14 protein-coding genes are annotated in these 15,079 nt (G+C 73.4%); 3 read left to right on the forward strand and 11 right to left on the reverse strand.

Translation table 11 applies throughout. From position 1 onward, the window contains the following. From K7472_RS29145 to rimP, 4 genes are all read right to left on the reverse strand, one after another. The coding region (locus K7472_RS29145) for a translation initiation factor IF-2 N-terminal domain-containing protein (protein WP_222981696.1) at positions 1-821 on the reverse strand (821 nt) is incomplete at its 3' end. A gap of 197 nt (positions 822-1,018) precedes the next feature. Next, complete coding sequence (locus K7472_RS29150) at positions 1,019-1,303, reverse strand: YlxR family protein (RefSeq protein ID WP_222981697.1); 285 nt, start codon at positions 1,301-1,303, stop codon at positions 1,019-1,021. Positions 1,304-1,464: 161 nt separating this feature from the next. After that, positions 1,465-2,472 (reverse strand): transcription termination factor NusA, encoded by a 1,008-nt coding sequence (nusA, locus tag K7472_RS29155; protein WP_222981698.1) that lies wholly within the window; start codon positions 2,470-2,472, stop codon positions 1,465-1,467. Between the two features lie 2 nt (positions 2,473-2,474). Then, on the reverse strand, positions 2,475-3,089 hold the full coding sequence (gene rimP, locus K7472_RS29160; protein WP_222981699.1) for a ribosome maturation factor RimP: 615 nt from the start codon (positions 3,087-3,089) through the stop codon (positions 2,475-2,477). Between the two features lie 217 nt (positions 3,090-3,306). Between rimP and K7472_RS29165 the strand changes: the two genes are divergently transcribed. From K7472_RS29165 to K7472_RS29175, 3 genes are read left to right on the forward strand one after another with little or no spacing between them, the layout of a single operon-like run. Beyond that, on the forward strand, positions 3,307-3,885 hold the full coding sequence (locus K7472_RS29165) for a hypothetical protein (protein WP_308014137.1): 579 nt from the start codon (positions 3,307-3,309) through the stop codon (positions 3,883-3,885). Between the two features lies 1 nt (position 3,886). Then, positions 3,887-4,429 (forward strand): DUF4439 domain-containing protein, encoded by a 543-nt coding sequence (locus K7472_RS29170; protein WP_222981700.1) that lies wholly within the window; start codon positions 3,887-3,889, stop codon positions 4,427-4,429. Positions 4,430-4,455: 26 nt separating this feature from the next. Next, the gene (locus K7472_RS29175; protein ID WP_222981701.1) at positions 4,456-5,370 is read left to right on the forward strand and encodes an aminoglycoside phosphotransferase family protein; all 915 of its coding nucleotides are present in this window, start codon (positions 4,456-4,458) and stop codon (positions 5,368-5,370) included. A 76-nt stretch (positions 5,371-5,446) separates the two neighbouring features. Here the strand turns inward: K7472_RS29175 and K7472_RS29180 are convergent, their stop codons facing one another. The 7 genes from K7472_RS29180 to K7472_RS29210 all read right to left on the reverse strand — a co-directional run bounded on the left by K7472_RS29180 (position 5,447) and on the right by K7472_RS29210 (position 14,923). Beyond that, the gene (locus tag K7472_RS29180; protein WP_222981704.1) at positions 5,447-7,132 is read right to left on the reverse strand and encodes a proline--tRNA ligase; all 1,686 of its coding nucleotides are present in this window, start codon (positions 7,130-7,132) and stop codon (positions 5,447-5,449) included. 113 nt (positions 7,133-7,245) lie between these two features. Next, positions 7,246-7,791, reverse strand: coding sequence for a GNAT family N-acetyltransferase (locus K7472_RS29185; RefSeq protein WP_222981706.1), 546 nt, complete (start codon positions 7,789-7,791; stop codon positions 7,246-7,248). A 108-nt stretch (positions 7,792-7,899) separates the two neighbouring features. Next, positions 7,900-8,745 carry a GNAT family N-acetyltransferase gene (locus K7472_RS29190; RefSeq protein ID WP_222981776.1) on the reverse strand — a complete coding sequence of 282 codons (846 nt, stop codon included), beginning with the start codon at positions 8,743-8,745 and terminating at the stop codon, positions 7,900-7,902. Positions 8,746-8,955: 210 nt separating this feature from the next. Further along, positions 8,956-10,110, reverse strand: a complete 1,155-nt coding sequence (gene ispG / locus K7472_RS29195; RefSeq protein WP_222981708.1) for a flavodoxin-dependent (E)-4-hydroxy-3-methylbut-2-enyl-diphosphate synthase — start codon at positions 10,108-10,110, stop codon at positions 8,956-8,958. A gap of 214 nt (positions 10,111-10,324) precedes the next feature. Further along, positions 10,325-11,635, reverse strand: coding sequence for a M50 family metallopeptidase (locus K7472_RS29200; protein ID WP_222981710.1), 1,311 nt, complete (start codon positions 11,633-11,635; stop codon positions 10,325-10,327). Next, on the reverse strand, positions 11,632-12,897 hold the full coding sequence (dxr, locus tag K7472_RS29205) for a 1-deoxy-D-xylulose-5-phosphate reductoisomerase (RefSeq protein ID WP_222981712.1): 1,266 nt from the start codon (positions 12,895-12,897) through the stop codon (positions 11,632-11,634). The genes K7472_RS29200 and dxr overlap by 4 nt, the downstream gene beginning before the upstream one ends. A gap of 97 nt (positions 12,898-12,994) precedes the next feature. Then, positions 12,995-14,923: an acyl-CoA dehydrogenase family protein gene (locus K7472_RS29210; RefSeq protein ID WP_222981714.1), complete on the reverse strand. Its 1,929-nt coding sequence runs from the start codon at positions 14,921-14,923 to the stop codon at positions 12,995-12,997. Positions 14,924-15,079 lie beyond the last annotated feature (156 nt).

Below are 15,079 nucleotides of genomic sequence, written 5' to 3' on the forward strand. Positions count from 1 at the left end.
GGCCGCGGGCCGCCCTGGGCACCGCCGGGACGCGGCGCGCCCTGCGGACGCGGGCCGCCGCCACCGGGACCGCCCTGGCCACCGGGGCGCGGCGCGCCGCCGGGACGGGGGCCGCCCGGAGCCTGCGGACGCGGCATGCCGGTGGAACCGGACGAGGTGAAGGGGTTGTTGCCGGGACGCGGACCGGCCGGACGCGGCGCGCCGCCGCCCGGACGCGGGGCACGCTCGCCGCCGGGACGCGGCGCGCCGCCGCGGCCCTGGCCGCCGTCACGCTGGCCGCCGTCACGCTGGCCGGGCCCCGGACGCTGCGCGGGGCGCGGGCCGGGAGTGGCACCGGGACGGGGGCCGGACTGCGCCGGAGCCGCCGGGGACGGCGCGCTCGCGGCCGGGGAGGAGAACTCCGCGGCCGGCGCGGGCTGTGCGGGCGCGGGCTTCGGGCCGGGCCGGGGGCCGGGCTGCGCGGGGCGCGGGCCCGGAGCGGCGCCACCGGAGGCGGGGGCCGCCGGGGACGGCGCCTGCGCGGGGGCGGACGCGGCGGGACGGGGTGCCGGCTTCGGGGCAGCCGGACGGGCCGTCGCACCCGGGGTGGGCGCGGACGGCTTGGTGGGCGCCTGCTTGCGCGGCGCCGAGGGCTTGGCAGCACCGGAGGCGGAACCGCCGCCACCGGTCTGCAAGGCGTCTGTCAACTTGCGGACAACCGGCGCCTCGATCGTCGAGGACGCCGAACGGACGAATTCGCCGAGTTCCTGGAGCTTGGCCATGACGACCTTGCTCTCGACTCCCATCTCCTTGGCGAGTTCGTATACCCGGACCTTAGCCACTTCGCTCCTTCTAGGTCCGGGGTGGTCGTCCGCCGGACCGTCGCTACTTCATGGGCGTACTCATCGCGTACTCATCGAGTGCTCATCGCAATCTCGACCTACTTCCGACTCGCGAGGTACCTGACCGCACGGTGTCTCCGTGCCGTTCACTTGCGTACTGCCTGCCGCGTACCGCCTTGCGCGGTGCCGCGTACCGCTCATGTCCCGGACCCGGTGGGTCCGAAACACTCCTCCAGCCGCGCCGTCCCGAACGGACCCCGGGCGCGGTAGGCCCTGGGGAACGCGCGGCGGCGGACCGCCTGTTCGTAACACGCCTTGTCGGGGTGCAGATACGCGCCCCGGCCGGGCAGCGTACCGCGCGGATCGGGGACGCACTCGTCTCCGATCACCGCGATGCGCAGCAGATCGTCCTTGGCCGCCCGCTTCCGGCAGCCCACGCAGGTTCGCTCAGGGCATGCCCGGGCGCACGTCCGGCCAGACACTGTTAAGTCTACCTCCCCGCGCCAACCCCACCCCTTCGGGTTGGTTTGCGCTCGGCTGTTCGGTATCGCGTTGTTGACCACGCCCCGGACGGGCCCGCGAACCGCACGGACCACGGGCCCGTACGGACGACGAGCCCGCTCGGACCACGGCCCCGTACGGACTACGCCTCGTCGGTCGCCGACGCGTCCTGCTCCGGCTCGGTGTCCGGCCTGATGTCGATCCGCCAGCCGGTGAGGCGCGCGGCCAGGCGGGCGTTCTGCCCCTCCTTGCCGATCGCCAGCGACAGCTGGTAGTCGGGGACGGTGACCCGCGCCGACCGGGCGGCGAGGTCGACGACCTCCACCTTGGTCACCCGGGCGGGCGACAGCGCGTTCGCCACCATCTGCGCCGGGTCGTCCGACCAGTCGACGATGTCGATCTTCTCGCCGTTCAGCTCGGCCATCACCGCGCGCACCCGGGCGCCCATCGGGCCGATGCAGGCGCCCTTGGCGTTCAGGCCCTGGCGGGTCGAGCGGACCGCGATCTTGGTGCGGTGACCGGCCTCGCGGGCGATCGCCTCGATCTCCACCGACCCGTCCGCGATCTCCGGCACCTCCAGGGCGAAGAGCTTCTTCACCAGGTTCGGGTGGGTGCGCGAGAGGGTGACGGACGGACCGCGCACGCCCTTGACGACGCGCACCACGTAGGTGCGCAGCCGGGTGCCGTGCTTGTAGTCCTCGCCGGGGACCTGCTCCTGCGGGGGCAGGATGGCCTCCAGCTTGCCGATGTCGACCAGGATGTTGCGCGGGTCGCTGCCCTGCTGGACCACACCGGCGACGATGTCGCCCTCCCGCCCGGCGTACTCGCCGAAGGTGATCTCCTCCTCGGCGTCCCGCAGCCGCTGGAGGATCACCTGCTTGGCGGTGGTCGCCGCGATCCGGCCGAAGCCGGAGGGCGTGTCGTCGAACTCGCGGGGCGCGTCGCCCTCGGCGGCCTCGTCGGCCTCCTCCTTGGCCCACACCGTGACGTGACCGGTGGAGCGGTTCAGCTCCACGCGGGCGTCCCGGCGGCTGCCGGGCTCGCGGTGGTAGGCGATCAGCAGGGCGGACTCGATCGCCTCGACCAGCAGGTCGAAGGAGATCTCCTTCTCCCGTACCAGACCCCGCAGGGCACTCATGTCGATATCCACGGCTACGCCTCCTCGGGGCTCTCGGTGATCTCGGCGGAGGACGTGTCCGCGTCGTCGTGCTCGTCGTACTCGTGCTCGTCGTGCTCGTCTTCGGTGCCGTCGCCGACCGCGTCGTCGTCCAGGGCGTCGTCGCCGTCGCGGTCCTTGCGGTTGAACTCGACCTCGACCCGGGCCTTGGCGATCTCGGCGAACGCCAGCCTGCGGGAGGTCGGCTTGCGGCCCTTCACCCCGGGGACCTCGACGTCCATGCCCTCGTCGTCCACCTCGACGATCCGCGCGACGAGTTCGCCGCCGTCGGCCAGCCGCACCTTGACCAGGCGGCCGCGGTTGCGGGCGAAGTGCCTCGGCTCGGTGAGTGGGCGGTCGGTGCCCGGGGAGCCGACCTCCAGGACGTACGGGGCTCCGCCCATCACGTCGGAGGCGTCGAGCGCCTCGGAGATCGATCGGCTCAGCCGGGCGACCGCGTCCAGCTGGACGCCCTCGTCGCTGTCCACCACGACACGCAGGACCCGGCGCTTGCCCGCCGGGGTGACCGCGACCTCCTCCAGGTCCAGTCCGGCGGCGGTGGCGAGCGGCTCCAGCAACCCTCGCAGCCTGTCGCTCTGGGTGGTGCTCATCCGGGTGACTCCTCGGCCGCGTGTGCTGTTGTGGTTCGTCGCGTGTCGGGCATGAGCCTATCGGTTCCGGCACCCGGCTGACGATTCGGCGCAGCCCCAAGGGTGGCCTCGGTCCCTTCCGATCACCGCAGGTAGGCTGCCGAAGCCGTCCGCCGGCCGTGATCCGGCCGGCGCCGTCCGACGAGCGGGAAACCGGGAAACGAGGAACGTGCCGAACGTGCCGCCCCAGATGACGCCGCCGCTCGCGCGCGGGCCGCGCAGACGAGCCGTACTCGCCGGGGGTGTCGGCCTGCCCCTGGCCGCGCTGGCCACCGGGTGCGCCGACGCCGTGCCCGCGCAGGACCCCCGCGCGGTCGCCGCCGCCGACGCGGAGGACCGCGGTCGCGTCCGGGCCGCCGGGGACTGCGCGGCGCTGCTGGCACGGTACGACGCCACGATCGCCGCGCACCCGGCGCTCGCCGCCCGCCTGCGGCCGTTGCGCGCCCAGGTCGCCGCGCATCAGCAGGCGTTCGCCCCGTCCGGCACGGGCACTCCGTCCCCTGGCGCGCCCTCCCCGGCCGGCACGTCCTCCCCCGCGCGCTCCACACCGGCGTCCGCCTCCCCGACCGCCTCCGGCACGCCCGCCGTGCCGTCCGACCAGGGCACGGCGCTCAAGGCCCTCGCGGACGCCGAGCAGCGCACGGCGGCGACCAGGACCACGGCGCTGCGGGACGCCTCGCCCGCGCTGGCCCGGCTGCTGGCCTCGGTCGCGGCGGCCGGGACGTGCCACGCGCTGCTGCTGCGCGGAGGTGCGTGAGATGACCGCGTCCGCTTCACCGAGTTCCCCTGCGGCCTCGTCCCCGGCGTCCCCGCTGGTCGTCGCCGCGCAGGCCGCGCTGGCCGCCGAGCACGCCGCGGTCTACGGCTACGGTGTGGTCGGCGCCCGGGTCGACGACGGCCAGCGCGCCGACGCCCAGGCCGCCTACGCCGCCCACCGGGCACGCCGCGACGCGATGGCCCGGGCAGTGCGCGGCCTGGGTGCGACCCCGGTGGCCGCCGACGCCGCCTACGCGCTGCCGTTCCCGGTGACCGACGCCGCGGCCGCGGTCCGGCTCGCGGCGGTGCTGGAGGACCGGGTCGCGGACGCCTACGCGGACCTGGTGGCCGCCGCCTCCGGTGCCCTGCGGGCCGACGCGGCGGCGGACCTGGCGGACGCGGCCGTGCGCGCGGTGCGCTGGCGCGGATCGTGCGCGGCCTTCCCCGGGCTGCCGGAGCGGGCGGCGGACGGCACGCCGACCGCCTCGGGCGCGCCCGCCGCGCCGGCGTCCGGTTCCGGCACCCCGGCGTCCGACGCCCTGTGACCCCCGACCGCCGAAGGGACCCCGCGATGGCCTCGGCACCGCGCGTACGGCTGGAACCGCCGCAGCGGCTGGCCCGTACCGTCGCCGCCTGGGAGGGCGAGGCGGGCCGGGAGTGGCTGGCCGCGCTGCCCGGCCTGGCGCGGGAGTACCTGGAGCGCTGGCGGCTGACGCCGGAGCGGGTGCAGCAGCCCGGCGGCAACATCAGCATGGTCGTCCTGGTCAGGGCCGAGGACGGCACGCCCGCGGCGCTGAAGCTCGGCATGGTGACCGAGGAGACCCGCGAGGAGCACGCGGCGCTGGCGCACTGGGACGGCCGGGGCGCGGCGCGGCTGCTGCGCGCCGATCCGGAACGAGGCGTGATGCTGCTGGAACGTCTAGGCGGCGACGTCTCACTGCGTTCGCTGCCGGAGGCGAAGGCCATGCTGGAGGCGGCGGAGGTGGTGCGCAGGCTGTGGGTGCCGCCCGCCGCCGGTCACGCCTTCACCTCGCTCGCCGACCGCACCGCCGTGCTCGCCGAGGCGCTGGCCTCCCGGCGCGCCCCGCAGCTGGACGCGCTGGTGGACGAGGCGCTGGCGCTGCGCGAGCGGCTGGTCGCCGACGCGCCGGAACCGGTGCTGCTGCACGGCGACTTCCACCAGGGCAACGTGCTGTCCGGGAGCCGCATGCCGTGGCTGGCGATCGACCCGAAGCCGCTGGTGGGCGAGCCCGCGTACGACCTGGCGTGGCTGGTGCGCGACCGGCTGGAGACGCTGGCCGCCTCCCCCGCCGCCCAGGCGGCCACCCGGCGCCGGGTCAACCGGCTCGCCGACGCGCTGGACCTGGACCGCGAACGGCTGCGCGGGTGGGCGCTCTTCCGCGCGGTGGAGGCGGGCGCGTGGGCACTGTCGGTGGGCGCGCGCGGTGACGGGGAACTGCTGCTGGAGTTCGCGGCCTGGCTGTGACGGCGGACGGACGGCGGCGGGCGGGGCGCCCGTCCTCCGGTCGCCCCGCCCGCCGTCCGCTGTCAGACGCGTGGCGTCACGCCGTCAGCCGGGCCAGCGCCTTGTCGACGGTCAGCTCCTCGCGTTCGCCGGTGCGCCGGTCCTTCAGCTCGACGACGCCCTCGCCCGCGCGGCGGCCGGCCACCAGGATCGTCGGCACCCCGATCAGCTCGGCGTCGGTGAACTTCACGCCCGGCGACACGCCCGCGCGGTCGTCCACCAGGACGCGTACGCCCGCCGCGTGCAGCCGGTCGGCGATCTCCAGCGCCAGTTCGGTCTGCGCCGCCTTGCCCGCGGCGACCACGTGCACGTCGGCCGGGGCGACCTCGCGCGGCCAGCACAGGCCCTGCTCGTCCGCGGTCTGCTCGGCCAGCGCGGCGACCGCCCGCGAGACGCCGATGCCGTACGAACCCATGGTGACGCGCACCGGCTTGCCGTTCTGGCCGAGGACGTCGAGCTGGAAGGCGTCGGCGTACTTGCGGCCGAGCTGGAAGATGTGGCCGATCTCGATCGCGCGGCCGATCTCCAGGCCCGCGCCGCACTCCGGGCAGGGGTCGCCCGGCTCGACGACGACCACGTCCAGGTAGCGGTCGACCTCGAAGTCGCGGCCGCACACCACGTCGCGGGCGTGCTTGCCGGACTCGTTGGCGCCGGTGATCCAGGCGGTGCCGGGGGCGACGCGCGGGTCGGCGATGTAGGGGAACGCGCGGTTCTGCGGGCCGACGTAGCCGCGTACCAGGTCGGGGCGGCCCTCGAAGTCCTCGGCGGTGACCAGCTCCACCTCGGCGGGCGCCAGGTGCTCGGCGAGCTTGCCGAGGTCCACCTCACGGTCGCCGGGCACGCCCACGCCGGTGATCTCGCCGTCCACCTTGACCAGCAGGTTCTTCAGGGTGGCGGAGGCCGGGACACCGAGGTGCGCGGCGAGCGTCTCGATGGTCGGGGTGTCGGGGGTGTCCAGCAGCTCCAGCGGCCCGTGCGCGGCGGCGTCGGCGGCCGGCACCACGGTGGTGACCGCCTCGGTGTTGGCCGCGTAGTCGCACTTCGGGCAGTCCACGAAGGTGTCCTCACCGGCGGCGGCCGGGGCGAGGAACTCCTCCGACGCCGAGCCGCCCATCGCGCCGGAGACGGCCGAGACGACGCGGTAGTCGAAGCCGAGCCGGGTGAAGATCTTGATGTACGCCTCGCGGTGCAGGCGGTAGGACTCGGCCAGGCCCTCGTCGGTGGTGTCGAAGGAGTAGGCGTCCTTCATCTGGAACTCGCGGCCGCGCAGCACGCCGGAGCGCGGGCGGGCCTCGTCCCGGTACTTGGTCTGGATCTGGTACAGGATGACCGGCAGGTCCTTGTACGAGGTGGCCTGGTCCTTGACGACCTGGGTGAAGATCTCCTCGTGGGTGGGGCCGAGCACGTAGTCGGCGCCCTTGCGGTCCTTGAGCTGGAAGAGCAGGTCGCCGTACTCCCCGGCCCGGCCGGTGACCTCGTACGGCTCGCGCGGCAGCAGCGCGGGCAGCAGCACTTCCTGGCCGCCGATCGCGTCCATCTCCTCGCGGACGATCCGCGTCACGTTCTCCAGCACCCGCTTGCCGAGCGGCAGCCAGGTCCACACGCCCGCCGAGGTGCGGCGGACGTAACCGGCGCGCACCAGCAGCTTGTGGCTGGCGGTCTCGGCGTCGGCCGGTGCGTCGCGCAGTGTCTTGAGGAGCATTCGGGACATGCGCTGGACCATGGGGGTTCTCCGGTACGTCGTCACGGCGGGGTGCGGGTGGACGACGTGAGGATACCGAGCGGGACGCCCCGGTCAGAAACGCGTTTCGCGAACCGGTGGCCCGCGGCGGGCCGCTACCCGGCGCCGGTCCCGCGCAACGGCAGCGGGGCGCCCATCACCGTGTACGGGACGGGGGCGCTGGGGAAGTGCACGGGGTGCGCGAGGTCGGTGTAGCCCAGGCCGCGGTAGAAGCGCCGGGCGGGGCTGTCGAGGTCGAGCGCGGACAGGATGCTGCGGGGCTGGGGCACGGGTGCGGTCAGGCCGGTGATCAGGCGGCGGCCGACGCCCTTGCCCTGATGGGCGGGGAGGACGTGGAGTTCGACGACCACGAAGGAGTCGTCCAGCCAGTCGGCGGTGCCGGTGCGGCGCAGGTAGGGCTCGACGACGGTGGACCACCAGTGGGCACGGTCGTTGGGCATGCCGTAGCCGAAGCCGACGAGCCTGCCGCCCGCGGTGGTGGCGCCCAGGGCGCGCACGCCGGGCTGGGTGAGGTGGCGCAGCACGATCTGGGTGCGGACCGCGATCTCCTCGTCGTTCAGCCCGAACGCGAGGGCCTGAACGGCGAGCGCCTCGTCGACCCGTTCCGCCAGGTCGAGCGGCCCCACCAGCACGTCATCCATGCGGGGACACTACTAGCCGGACCGCCGTCGCTGAACAGCGCGTTCACGTTCGAGCGGCCGGCGACGGCGGGCGCGTACGAAGGGATGCGGCAGGCGTGCCGGGGGCGTTCAGAACAGGACGCTCATGAACGCGCCGACCTCCGCGAAGCCCACCGCGCGGTAGGCGGCCCTCGCGGCGGCGTTGAAGTCGTTGACGTAGAGGCTGGCGACGGGGGCGATGTCGCGCAGCGCGTAGTGGAGCACGGCGGCCATGCCGGTCTTGGACAGGCCGCGGCCGCGGTGTTCGGGCGCGACCCAGACGCCCTGGATCTGGCAGGCGTGCGCGGTGGCGGCGCCGATCTCGGCCTTGAAGACCACCCGGCCGTCCTCGATGCGGGCGAACGACCGCCCGGTGGAGACGAGTTCGGCGACCCGGGCCTGGTAGAGCAGCCCGCCGTCCCCGGCGAGCGGCGAGACGCCGACCTCCTCGGTGAACATCGCCACGCAGGCCGGCATGATCACGTCCATCTCGTCCCGGTGGACCCGCCGCACCCCGGGGTCGGGCACGACGTCGGCGGGCAGCGACCGGGTGACCATCAGCGGCTGGCGGGCGCGCACCTCGCGGGCCGGGCCCCAGCTCGGCTCCAGCAGCGCCCACAGGGCGGCGGTGGACTCGGCGGGCCCGACGATGGACGAGCAGCGGCGGCCGGCCCGCCGGGCCCGGTCGGCGAAGGCGCGTACCGCGGCCGGGGTGGCGCAGAGGGGGACGAGGTTGGCGCCCGCGTAGCAGAGCGACTCCAGCCGTCCGCCGCTGTACCAGCCCCACATCTCGCCGCCGAGCCGCCACGGGTCGAGTCCGGCGATCCGGACGCGCGCGGCGACGAAGGCGTTGGCGACCGGGTCGCGGTCGAGCACGGTGAGCGCGGCATCCAGGTCGGAGGGTTCCAGGACCTTGGTCGTGGTCGTCGTCAACACGTAGGGCGCCTCACCGGTACGGGCCCGCAGCGGGCTGCTGGTCACCGCACTGTACCCCGCGCCGCCGCCCCGGGCGCAGCGATGGAACACCGGGTACGGGCGGAGACGACGTGGGTGCGGCGGAAGCCGCCGGCGGGCGGGCCGGGGCCAGGAGACCCGGACGGTGAGCGGGCCTGGGGCCAGGAGACGCTGACCGTGGGCAGGCCTGTGTCAGGAAACGCTGACCGTGGGCTCGCCGGAGGCCTGGCCGTCGGCCTCCATCTGCTCGGCGATCTTGAGGGCTTCCTCGATCAGGGTCTCCACGATCTTCGACTCCGGCACGGTCTTGATGACCTCGCCCTTGACGAAGATCTGCCCCTTGCCGTTGCCCGAGGCGACGCCGAGGTCCGCCTCGCGGGCCTCGCCCGGGCCGTTGACGACGCAGCCCATCACCGCGACGCGCAGCGGGACCTCCATGCCCTCCAGGCCCGCGGTGACCTGGTCGGCCAGCTTGTAGACGTCGACCTGCGCACGACCGCAGGAGGGGCAGGAGACGATCTCCAGCCGGCGCTGGCGCAGGTTGAGCGACTCCAGGATCTGGATACCGACCTTGACCTCCTCCGCCGGCGGCGCCGACAGCGAGACCCGGATCGTGTCCCCGATTCCCTCCGACAGCAACGCGCCGAACGCCACGGCCGACTTGATCGTGCCCTGGAACGCCGGACCCGCCTCCGTCACCCCCAGGTGCAACGGGTAATCGCACTTCGCGGCCAGCAGCCGGTACGCGTTGACCATCACGACCGGGTCGTTGTGCTTCACCGAGATCTTGATGTCCCGGAAACCGTGCTCCTCGAACAGCGAGCACTCCCACAGCGCCGACTCCACCAGCGCCTCCGGGGTGGCCTTGCCGTACTTCTCCAGCAGCCGCTTGTCCAGCGACCCCGCGTTCACCCCGATACGGATCGGGACACCCGCGTCGGAGGCCGCCTTCGCGATCTCCTTCACCTTGTCGTCGAACTGCCGGATGTTCCCCGGATTCACCCGCACCGCCGCACACCCCGCGTCGATCGCCGCGAACACGTACTTCGGCTGGAAATGAATGTCCGCGATCACCGGAATCTGCGACTTCCGCGCGATCGTCGCCAGCGCGTCCGCGTCGTCCTGCGACGGACACGCCACCCGTACGATCTGGCACCCCGACGCCGTAAGCTCCGCGATCTGCTGCAACGTCGCACCGATGTCGGCCGTCACCGTCGTCGTCATCGACTGCACCGACACCGGAGCGTCCCCGCCCACCGCCACCGACCCCACCTGGATCTTCCGGCTCTTACGACGCTCAGCGAGCTTCAGCGGAACGGACGGCATGCCGAGCGAGATCGCGGTCATGTGCGGTGCATCCCCAAGGTGGTGTTCGAGCGGGTGGTTCGAGCGCCCTGGACCGGGGTCCGGGCCACGGGTTCCGGTTTACGAGATTACGGCACCCGCGCGGCGGCGAGCACATCAGCGCGGCGCCGCCGCGGGCGGGCCACCGGCCGGACACCCGGGGGTGCCCGGCCGGTTCACGGCGCCGTCACGCGGTACCGTCCTTCGCCTGAGCCGATCAGGTGATCTTCACCGGGTTGACGACGTCCGCGATGAGGACGAGCACGGTGAAGGACAGGAAGATCCCGGCGACCACGTAGGCGACCGGCATCATCTTCGCCACGTCGAACGGTCCGGGGTCGGGGCGGCGGAAGACCCGCGCCAGGTTCCGCTTGAACGCCTCCCACAGCGCGCCCGCGATGTGGCCGCCGTCCAGCGGCAGCAGCGGGAGCATGTTGAACAGGAACAGCGACAGGTTGAAACCCGCGACCAGCATCAGCATCGTCGCGATCCGCTGCTCCGGCGGGATGTGCAGCGAGAAGACGTCACCGCCGACCCGGGCCGCGCCCACCACGCCCATCGGCGAGTCGGGCTGCCGCGGCGCGCCGTCGAACGCGGACCGCCACAGTGCCGGGACCCGCTCGGGCAGGTCGACCAGGGACTGCACCGCGGTGCCGACCATGCCGCCCATGCGCTGGAACGAGTCGCCCAGGCCCTGCTGGACGATGCCGGTGGCCGGGGTGAAGCCCAGGAAGCCCGCGTAGACGTACTGGCCCTGGACGTAGCCGCCGCTGCCGTCGGTCTTGGCGACCTGGTTCCTTATCAGGTCGGCGTGCAGGACGACGCTGCGCCCGGCGCGTTCCACCGTGATGGTGGCGGGGCCCGTGGTGCGGCGGATGTCGTCCTGGAGGGTGTTCCAGTCGGTGATCGGCAGCCCGTCGAAGGCGGTGATGCGGTCGCCCGCCTTCAGGCCCGCCTGCTTCGCCGGGGAGGCCGGGTCGGACTTGGCGCAGGCGGACTTGCCCGCACTGGCCGCCGACTGGGAGATCACGCAGTCGGACACGCTGCTGACGGTGGTGGTCTGCGAGGCGATGCCGAAGCCCATCAGCACGCCGAGGAAGAGCGCCACGGCCAGGACGAGGTTCATGAACGGCCCGGCGAACATCACGATGACGCGCTTCCAGGGCTTGCGCGTGTAGAACAGCCGCGTCTCGTCACCGGGCTGGAGTTCCTCGAACGCTGCCGAGCGGGCGTCCTCGATCATGCCGCGCCACGGCGAGGTGGAGCGCGCGGAGATCCGGCCGTCGTCGCCGGGCGGGAACATGCCGATCATGCGGATGTAGCCGCCGAGCGGCACCGCCTTGATCCCGTACTCGGTGTCGCCCTTCTTGCGCGACCAGACCGTCGGCCCGAAGCCCACCATGTACTGGGGGACGCGGATGCCGAACATCTTGGCCGTCGACAGGTGGCCCAGTTCGTGCCAGGCGATCGAGATCAGCAGGCCGATGACGAAGACGACTATGCCGAGGACCGTCATCAAGGTCGTCATACGCGCGCCTCCGCTGTCGCCGCACTTGCCAGTTCACGGGCGCGGGCTCGTGCCCACTCCTCCGCTCCCAGGACGTCCTGGAGGGTCGGAGAAGTTCCCGTGCGGGGGGTGCCGTGTTCGCGCACCACCTCCGCCACAGTGTCCACGATCCCGGTGAAGGGCAGCGCGCCGGAGCGGAACGCCGCCACGCACTCCTCGTTGGCCGCGTTGAAGACCGCGGGGGCGGTCCCGCCGAGCCGCCCGACCGTCGCCGCGAGCCCCACGGACGGAAACGCCTCCTCGTCCAGCGGGAAGAACTCCCAGCTCATCGCCTTGCTCCAGTCGAACGCGGGCGCGGCGTCCGGCACCCGGTCCGGCCAGCCGAGGCCGAGCGCGATGGGCATCCGCATGTCCGGCGGGCTCGCCTGGGCCAGCGTGGAGCCGTCGGTGAACTCCACCATCGAGTGGATGTGGGACTGCGGATGGACGACGACCTCGATGCGGTCGAAGGGGATGTCGAACAGCAGGTGGGCCTCGATGACCTCCAGGCCCTTGTTGACCAGCGTCGCCGAGTTGATGGTGACGACCGGGCCCATGTCCCAGGTGGGGTGGGCCAGCGCGTCGGCCAGGGTCACCCCGGCCAGCTCGGCGCGGGTGCGGCCGCGGAACGGGCCGCCGGAAGCGGTGACCAGCAGTTTGCGCACCTCGCGGCGGGCGCCGCCGGACAGCGCCTGGAAGAGCGCGGAATGCTCGGAGTCGACGGGCACGATCTGGCCGGGCTTGGCGACCGCCTTGACCAGCGGCCCGCCGACGATCAGCGACTCCTTGTTGGCCAGCACCAGCACCCGGCCCGCGGTGAGGGCGGCGAGCGTCGGTGCGAGGCCGATGGAGCCGGTGATGCCGTTGAGCACGCTGTGGCACTCCAGCCCGGCCAGCTCGGTGGCCGCGTCCGGGCCCGCGAGGATCTCCGGCAGCGCCCGGCCCGGCCCGTACAGCGCGCCGAGCGCCTCCTTCAGCGCGGGCACCGCGGCGGGGTCGGCGACGCCCGCCGCCCGCACGCCCAGCCGGTGCGCCTGCTCGGCCAGCAGCGCGACGCGCCCGCCCGCGGCCGACAGCGCGACCACCCGGAAGCGGTCGGGGTTGCGCAGCACCACGTCGATGGCCTGGGTGCCGATGGAGCCGGTCGAGCCGAGGATCACGATGTCGCGGGGTCCGTCGCCGCCGGCGCCCGGCGGTTCGTAGAGCAGATGCGGATCGGCGAGGGGTGCGGGGCTGTCGGTCATGGACCCATTGTGGCCGCATCCCCGCGCCGGTCCGACAGCGCCCGCGAGGCGAGAAGGCACGCGGGCGCCGCCGGTCCGGCGGGTCAGGCGCGGCGGCTCAGGGGATCGTGCGGTGGACGTCCGGCTTGGTGGCCGGGCCCGGGGTGGCGTCCGCGATCCACGGGCCCTCGCCCGACGGGTCCACGATGCCCTCCTCCAGCCACTGCATCCGGCCCGCCATCACGGCCTTGACCAGGGCGTTGTCCTCGGTATCGGTGTTGGTCCACAGCCGGTCGAACAGTTCCTCGACGCGGATCCTCGCCTGGCGGCAGAAGACGTCGGCGAGTTGGCGTGCCGCCACGCCGTCCGCTCCCTCGGCGCCCGTGCCCGCGAGCATCTGCGCCCGTACGCACGCCGCGCTCATCGCGAACAGCTCCGCGCCGATGTCCACGATCCGGCCCAGGAAGCCCTGCTTGGTCTCCATCCGGCCCTGCCAGCGCGACATGGCGTAGAACGTGGAGCGCGCCAGCCGCCGCGCGCAGCGTTCGACGTACCGCAGGTGGGCGGCGAGCGGCCCGAACTCGCCGTACGAGGTGGGGACTTGGCCGGGTCCGGCGACCAGCTTCGGCAGCCAGCGGGCGTAGAAGCCGCCGGCCTTCGCACCGGCGCGCGCCTTGTCGCCGAGCGACTTGTCGGGGTCGATCAGGTCGCCCGCGACCGACAGGTGGGCGTCGACCGCCTCGCGGGCGATCAGCAGGTGCATGATCTCGCTGGAGCCCTCGAAGATCCGGTTGATGCGCAGATCGCGCAGCATCTGCTCGGTGGGCACCGGCTTCTCGCCGCGCGCCGCCAGCGAGTCGGCGGTCTCGAAGCCGCGTCCGCCGCGGATCTGCACGAGTTCGTCGGCCATCTTCCAGGCCATCTCGCTGCCGTAGAGCTTGGCGAGGGCGGCTTCGATGCGGATGTCGTTGCGGTCCTCGTCGGCCATCTGGCTGGACAGGTCCAGGACGGCCTCCAGCGCGAAGGTGGTGGCCGCGATGAACGCGATCTTGGAGCCGACCGCCTCGTGCCGGGCGATCGGCCTGCCCCACTGCTCACGGGCCGCCGACCACTCACGGGCGATCTTCAGGCACCACTTGCCCGCACCGGCGCACATCGCGGGCAGCGACAGGCGCCCGGTGTTGAGCGTGGTCAGCGCGATCTTCAGGCCCGCGCCCTCGGGCCCGACACGGTGGGCGGCCGGGACGCGCACCTGGTGGAAGCGGGTGACGCCGTTCTCGATGCCGCGCAGGCCCATGAAGGCGTTGCGGTTCTCGACGGTGATGCCGGGGCTGTCCGCCTCGACGACGAACGCCGTGATGCCGCCCTTGGACTCGTCCGACTTCGGCACCCGGGCCATGACGACCAGCAGGTCGGCGACGACCCCGTTGGTGGTCCACAGCTTCACGCCGTCCAGGACGTAGGTGTCGCCGTCGCGTACCGCGGTGGTCGCGAGCCGCGCCGGGTCGGAGCCGACATCGGGCTCGGTGAGCAGGAACGCGGAGATGGCGGTGGTGGCGCAGCGCGGCAGGAAGGCGTCCTTCTGCTCCTGGGTGCCGAACATCTTCAGCGGCTGCGGTACGCCGATCGACTGGTGCGCCGACAGCAGCGCGCCGATCGCCGGGCTCGCCGAACCGGCCAGCGCCAGCGCCTTGTTGTAGTACACCTGGGTGAGGCCGAGGCCGCCGTATTTGGTGTCGATCTTCATGCCGAGCGCGCCGATCCGCTTCAGCCCGGCGATCACCTCGTCGGGGATGCGCGCCTCGCGTTCGATCAGGGCCCCGTCGACCTCCTCGACCAGGAAGTCGCGCAGCGTGGCCAGGAACGCCTCGCCACGCCGGACGTCCTCGGGGGCGCCGGTGGGGTGAGGGTGGATCAGGTCGAGCCGGAAGCGGCCGAGGAACAGCTCCTTGGCGAAGCTGGGCTTGCGCCAGTCCTGTTCCCTGGCCTCCTCGGCGACCTGCCGTGCCTCGCGCTCGGAGACCTTGCGTGCGGTTGGAGCGGACATGAGGGCTCACCTCGCCGCGGCGTCGTGGGCGTACGGGACGCGACCGGCGGCACACGGCCGGAAAACGGTCCGCCGGCCCGTACTACCGATCGGTACTACTCGACCGTATCTACCCGGTTAACGGCGTCCATACCAGCTCCCGCGCGAAGTGACCGC

It is taken from the genome of Streptantibioticus parmotrematis (assembly GCF_019890615.1).
Taxonomy (GTDB): domain Bacteria; phylum Actinomycetota; class Actinomycetes; order Streptomycetales; family Streptomycetaceae; genus Streptantibioticus_D; species Streptantibioticus_D parmotrematis.